This window comes from uncultured Brevundimonas sp. (assembly GCF_937870815.1).
In the GTDB taxonomy this organism is placed as follows: domain Bacteria; phylum Pseudomonadota; class Alphaproteobacteria; order Caulobacterales; family Caulobacteraceae; genus Brevundimonas.
Map to the genome: position 1 here is coordinate 1 of NZ_CALMZS010000086.1, position 5,013 is coordinate 5,013.

The 5,013-nt window shown below is 70.9% G+C and carries 7 protein-coding genes; 4 read left to right on the forward strand and 3 right to left on the reverse strand.

Features of this window, described 5'->3' with window-relative positions:
* The 4 genes from Q0588_RS05350 to Q0588_RS05365 form a co-directional block, all read left to right on the forward strand.
* Positions 1-846, forward strand: an 846-nt coding sequence (locus Q0588_RS05350; protein WP_298744422.1) for a deoxyhypusine synthase, incomplete at its 5' end; no start/stop codon positions are given.
* A 119-nt stretch (positions 847-965) separates the two neighbouring features.
* A complete protein-coding gene (locus Q0588_RS05355; protein ID WP_298744424.1) occupies positions 966-1,292 on the forward strand; it encodes a ribonuclease in 327 nt (108 codons plus the stop codon).
* 108 nt (positions 1,293-1,400) lie between these two features.
* Positions 1,401-1,910 carry a hypothetical protein gene (locus tag Q0588_RS05360; protein ID WP_298744426.1) on the forward strand — a complete coding sequence of 170 codons (510 nt, stop codon included), beginning with the start codon at positions 1,401-1,403 and terminating at the stop codon, positions 1,908-1,910.
* Positions 1,907-2,674: a PA-phosphatase gene (locus tag Q0588_RS05365; protein WP_298744429.1), complete on the forward strand. Its 768-nt coding sequence runs from the start codon at positions 1,907-1,909 to the stop codon at positions 2,672-2,674. The genes Q0588_RS05360 and Q0588_RS05365 overlap by 4 nt, the downstream gene beginning before the upstream one ends.
* On the opposite strand, the gene aguB is transcribed toward Q0588_RS05365, so the two are convergent.
* From aguB to Q0588_RS05380, 3 genes are all read right to left on the reverse strand, one after another.
* Positions 2,655-3,524 (reverse strand): N-carbamoylputrescine amidase, encoded by an 870-nt coding sequence (aguB, locus tag Q0588_RS05370; protein ID WP_298744431.1) that lies wholly within the window; start codon positions 3,522-3,524, stop codon positions 2,655-2,657. The genes Q0588_RS05365 and aguB overlap by 20 nt on opposite strands.
* A 54-nt stretch (positions 3,525-3,578) precedes the next feature.
* Complete coding sequence (locus tag Q0588_RS05375) at positions 3,579-3,935, reverse strand: four helix bundle protein (RefSeq protein WP_298744432.1); 357 nt, start codon at positions 3,933-3,935, stop codon at positions 3,579-3,581.
* A 62-nt stretch (positions 3,936-3,997) separates the two neighbouring features.
* Positions 3,998-4,999 carry an agmatine deiminase family protein gene (locus Q0588_RS05380; protein WP_298744434.1) on the reverse strand — a complete coding sequence of 334 codons (1,002 nt, stop codon included), beginning with the start codon at positions 4,997-4,999 and terminating at the stop codon, positions 3,998-4,000.
* Between the last annotated feature and the right edge of the window lie 14 nt (positions 5,000-5,013).

Here is a 5,013-nt window from a genome sequence, read left to right on the forward strand (position 1 = left end):
TCGACCTCGGCCGGCGGCTGCATGCACGTCTACCGCGACATGGTGAAGTTCGGCATGGTCGACGCCGTGGTCGCCACCGGCGCCTCGATCGTCGACATGGATTTCTTCGAGGCCCTGGGCTTCAAACACTACCAGGCCGCCGGGACGGTCGATGACAACGTCCTGCGCGACAACTACATCGACCGGATCTACGACACCTATATCGACGAGGAAGAGCTCCAGGCCTGCGACCACACCATCCTGGAGATCGCCAACCGGCTGGAGCCGCGCGGCTATTCCTCGCGCGAATTCATCTGGGAGATGGGCCGGTGGCTGTCGGAAGGCAACGCCAGGAAGGAAGGCTCGCTGATCCAGACCGCCTATGAGGAGGGCGTGCCGATCTTCTGCCCGGCCTTCGTCGATAGTTCGGCCGGCTTCGGCCTGGTCAAGCACCAGAAGGAGCGGGCCGCGGCCGGCCAGCCCTATATGATGCTGGACGCCATCGCCGATTTCCGAGAACTGACCGACATCAAGATCGCCGCGGGCGTCACCGGCCTGTTCATGGTCGGCGGCGGGGTGCCCAAGAATTTCGCCCAGGACACCGTGGTCTGCGCCGAAATCCTCGGCGTCGAGGCCGAGATGCACCGCTATGCGGTCCAGATCACCGTCGCCGACGTGCGCGACGGCGCCTGTTCGTCGTCCACGCTCAAGGAGGCCGCCTCCTGGGGCAAGGTCCAGACCACCCACGAACAGATGGTCTTCGCCGAGGCCACCACCGTGGTGCCGCTGATCGGCTCGGACGCCTGGCACCGCGGCGCCTGGAAGAGCCGCGAGAAGCGGCGCTGGGCCCGGCTGTTCGGCAAGTAAGGCGAATCGAAGCCGCGCGGACAGGGGGCCGGGATGCGTTTCCCCGCCCCCTTTTTCTACCGGCGGAAGCGCGGAACCGCTCACCGGCCGGTTCGCTTACCCGGGCGAAGGAGTTCGCCATGACCCAGACACAACACCCGCCGCAGGCCGGGGACGCCCGCGAGGCCCACGACATGGGCGAGAAGCCCGATCTGGGCCGGACGCCCGATGCGTTGAGCGAGGCGGTCTCCGGCAGCGGCATGGGGTCCGACACCCGGGCCGGCTCGTTGCAGGGCGGCGCCGCCACCGGATCCGAGATCGATCCCGACCAGGATCGCATCAATGAGAGCCTGGCCAGCGAAGGCATGCGGTCGGCCACCTCCGCGCCGGACCGGCCCGACCCCGAGCCGGTCCGGAACACGGGGCAGGATTCCGCGGGCGGCGACGCCGACGCCGCCACCGGCTGACCCTGCCCCAGCGGCGCCGCGGCGGCGGCGTGAACCCGCCTTGCGGCCGCCGCAGGCTTGCTCCACGGTGAAGCCAAGGACACAGTCTTTTTGAGGGACCAACCAGGAATGAAGCGCGGTCTTGCGGCCATCGCCGTTGCGGCGACCATGGTTTCGGGCGGATGCGGCGAACGGGACCCGGCCGAGGTCGCCGCGAATGCGGGGGACGTCGCCGCCGGAGCCGACGCCCCGGCCGCCGGTCCGGTCGCCGTGTCCGCTCCGCTCGCCGAGGGCGCGGGCGACGCGGTTCCGGCTGCGGCCAATGCGCCCGCCTTCGCCGTGCTCTACCCGGGCGGCGCGCCCGACGGCCCCGCCACCGTCGCCCAGGGTCCGGACGGACCGGGCGGCATCGTCGCCTTCACCACCGACGCCAGTCCGGCGGAGGTGATCGCCTTCTATCGCCGGCGCGCCGAGGCGGCGGGCCTGAAGTCGATCAACACCATGAACCGGGGCGATTCGATGGGCTATGGGGCCAGCGACGGCGCGGACGGCGGCGGGCGGATGCTGAGCGTGGTCGCCACCCGCGCCGCCGACGAGCCGACCAGCAGCGTGCAGCTGAGCTGGACCGCCGGGCGGTGAGATCGGCGGCCGCCCTGGCGGCCCTGGCCCTCGTGGCGGCCTGCGCCACGACCGTCCCGCCGGCCGCGGTCCCGGCGCCGCCCGGCTATCTGGCGCAGGAGCAGGTTGTGCGAATCGCCGCGGCGCTCGCCGGACCGGCCCCGCCGGCCGCCCCCGCCCCGCCGGTCGAACCGGGCACGGACCGCTGGTGGCTGGCCATCGCCCACGCGGAGCTTCGTCCGCCCGAGGCGGCCCAGCATTTCGATTGCGCGCTCGGAACCCGACTGGCGGCGCGGCCGCGGCCGGCGCTGAACCGGCTGATGACCCGCCTGCTGGTCGACGCCGCGGCCCTGACCCGCGAGGCGGCGAAGCGGCACGGCCCGAGCCCGCGCCCGATCGCCCGCGATCCCGACCTGCAGCCCTGCCAACGGATCACGCCGGCGGAGCGCGACAGCCCCTCCTGGCCCGCCGCCGGAGCGGTGGCCGGCAGCCTGTATGGCGAGGTCTTCGCCGCCCTCGCCCCGGACCGGGCGGAGCAGGCGCGCCGGATCGGTCGCGAGATCGGCGCCAGCCGCGTCATCTGCCGGATGAACAGCGAACAGGACATCCGCAGCGGCGAGCAGGGCGCACGTCGATTGTATCCGCTGATCTCGGCCTCGCCGGAGTTCAGGGCCGACCTCGAGACCGCGCGGGCCGAGGTCGCCGCGGCGCGGCGCGAAGGCCTGGCCAGTCCGTCCTGCGCGGCCGAGCGGCGCGCCCTGGGGGTCAGGCCGGACGCGGATTGACCAGGGCGCCGTACAGATCGGTGCGCCGGTCGCGGAAGAACCCCCAGGCGGCGCGGTGGCGGTCGATGTAGTCGAGGTCGAAGGCGTGGACCAGCACCCCCTCCTCCTCGCGGCCGAAGCTCTCGACCAGATCGCCGCGGTGGTCGGCGATGAAGGATGAGCCGTAGAACACCTGGCCGGTCCCGGTGACGTATTCGGCTCCCGTGCGGTTGGCGCCGACCACCGGGACCACGTTCGACACGGCGTGGCCCTGCATGGCGCGCCGCCATGGATCGGCGGTGTCCAGCTCCTTGTCGTGCGGCTCCGAGCCGATGGCGGTCGGGTAGAACAGCACCTCGGCCCCCTGCAGCATCATCGCCCGGGCGGTTTCGGGGTACCACTGGTCCCAGCAGATGCCGACGCCGATGCGGCCGTGGCGGGTGTTCCAGACCTTGAAGCCGGTGTCGCCGGGCCGGAAATAGTATTTCTCCTGATAGCCGGGACCGTCGGGGATGTGGCTCTTGCGGTAGACGCCCATGGCCGAACCGTCGGCGTCCAGCATGACCATGCTGTTGAAATAGTGCGGCCCCTCGCGCTCGAAGATCGACACCGGAATGGCCACGCCCAGTTCGGCGGCCACCGGCTGCAGGGCGGTCACGCACGGATGCTCGCGCCACGGATGGGCGGTGGCGAACCATTTCTCTTCCTGGCTGACGCAGAAATACGGCCCCTGGAACAGCTCCGGGGGCAGGACGACCTGGGCGCCCCGGGCCGCCGCCTCGCGGATCAGGGCGATGGTCTTGTCGATATTGGCCCTCAGGTCCTCGCCATAGGCGGCCTGGAGGGCAGCGACAGAAATGGTGCGGGTCATGGTGATTAGTGATTAGTGATTAGTGATTGACTGGTCACGCGGGTTTGCGTTTCTTCAGGGCGGCGGCGAGCGCCACCAACATCCGACTGATCTCTCCCGCTCCGCCGAGAAGCGCGGTAGCGTCGGTATCCGGGAGGTAGCGAAGTCGTTGGCCAGGATGAGTTGGGTCTCCGCCTCGGCCAGTGATCCACGCGACATCCCGAGAAACTGGACGAACTCACCGGTGCTGCGACGCGCGGCCCCTTCCGCGATGTTGGACGCCACGGAAACCGATGCCCGCCGAATCTGGCTGATCAGCCCGAAACGCTCGTCTCGTGGCCAGTGGGCCGTCGCCTCGTATATGGCCTCGACCCAGTCCATCGCCTTACGCCAGACCTGCAGATCGCGGTAGCTCGTGACGCCCTCGGTCATCAAACCCTCCCACGCACGGCTCGGCCACCGGGCCAATCACTAACCACTAACCACTCTGACCATTAAGCCGGCTCCTGCTGGGAGATGCAGTGGAAGGACCCGCCGCCGGAGAGGATGGCGAGGGACGGCAGGGGGATGATCTCACGGTCGGGGAAGACGCTCTTCAGGCCCTGACAGACCAGATCGGCGGCGCGGGCCTCGCCGTAGGTCGGGACGATCACCGCCCCGTTGGCGATCAGGAAATTCATGTGGCTGGCGGGGAGCGGTTTGCCGTCGCCGTCGGCGACCAGGCCCGGCGACGGCAGGGGCAGGACGCGGATCGGGCGGCCCCCGGCGTCGGTCATGCCGGACAGGGTCCGGGCCGCCTCCGCATAGACTTCGTCGTTCGGATCGCCCCGGCCCCAGGCGACCGGACAGGCCGCCACGCCCGGGGCGACGAAGCGGGCCAGGTTGTCGACATGGCCGTCGGTGTGGTCGTTGAGCAGGCCGTCGCCCAGCCACAGCACCTTGCGGGCGCCGAGCGAGGCGGCCAGCGCGACCTCGGCCTTCTCTTCGGTCCAGTCGGCGTTGCGGTTCGGGTTCAGCAGGCACTGGCGGGTGGTCAGGATCGTGCCCTGGCCGTCGTGATCCAGCGCCCCGCCCTCGAGGATGAGGTCGTGGCGGTCCAGCGGCGTGCCCGAAGTCTGGCCGATCTGTTCCGCGACCGTGTCGTCATGCTCCAGCTCGTACTTGCCGCCCCAGCCGTTGAAGCGGAAGGCGGCGGCGCGGGCCGAGCCCTGGCCGAAGATCGGGCCGGTGTCGCGCAGCCAGATGTCGCCGAAGCGGCCGTCGACCACCTCGACGCCGTCGACGCCCGCGAACCGGCCGCGGGCGTCGGCCAGCGCCTCCGGCCTGCCGACCAGCAGCCTGACCCGCTCGCGGCCCGGCCCCGCCAGGGCGCGGACCAGGGCCTCGACCTCGTCCCGGGCCGGTTCGAGGTTATCCTCCCACAGGTCGCCATGGCTGGGCCAGCCGACCCACATGGCGCGATGCGGCGACCATTCGGCGGGGACGGGGGTGTTCATGGGCGGAGGAGTCC

Coding starts and splice junctions, on each gene's coding strand:
- Q0588_RS05355 (WP_298744424.1), top strand. CDS start 966: ATGACCCAGACACAACACCCGCCGCAGGCCGGGGACGCCCGCGAGGCC.
- Q0588_RS05375 (WP_298744432.1), bottom strand. CDS start 3,935: ATGACCGAGGGCGTCACGAGCTACCGCGATCTGCAGGTCTGGCGTAAG.
- Q0588_RS05380 (WP_298744434.1), bottom strand. CDS start 4,999: ATGAACACCCCCGTCCCCGCCGAATGGTCGCCGCATCGCGCCATGTGG.
- Q0588_RS05360 (WP_298744426.1), top strand. CDS start 1,401: ATGAAGCGCGGTCTTGCGGCCATCGCCGTTGCGGCGACCATGGTTTCG.
- aguB (WP_298744431.1), bottom strand. CDS start 3,524: ATGACCCGCACCATTTCTGTCGCTGCCCTCCAGGCCGCCTATGGCGAG.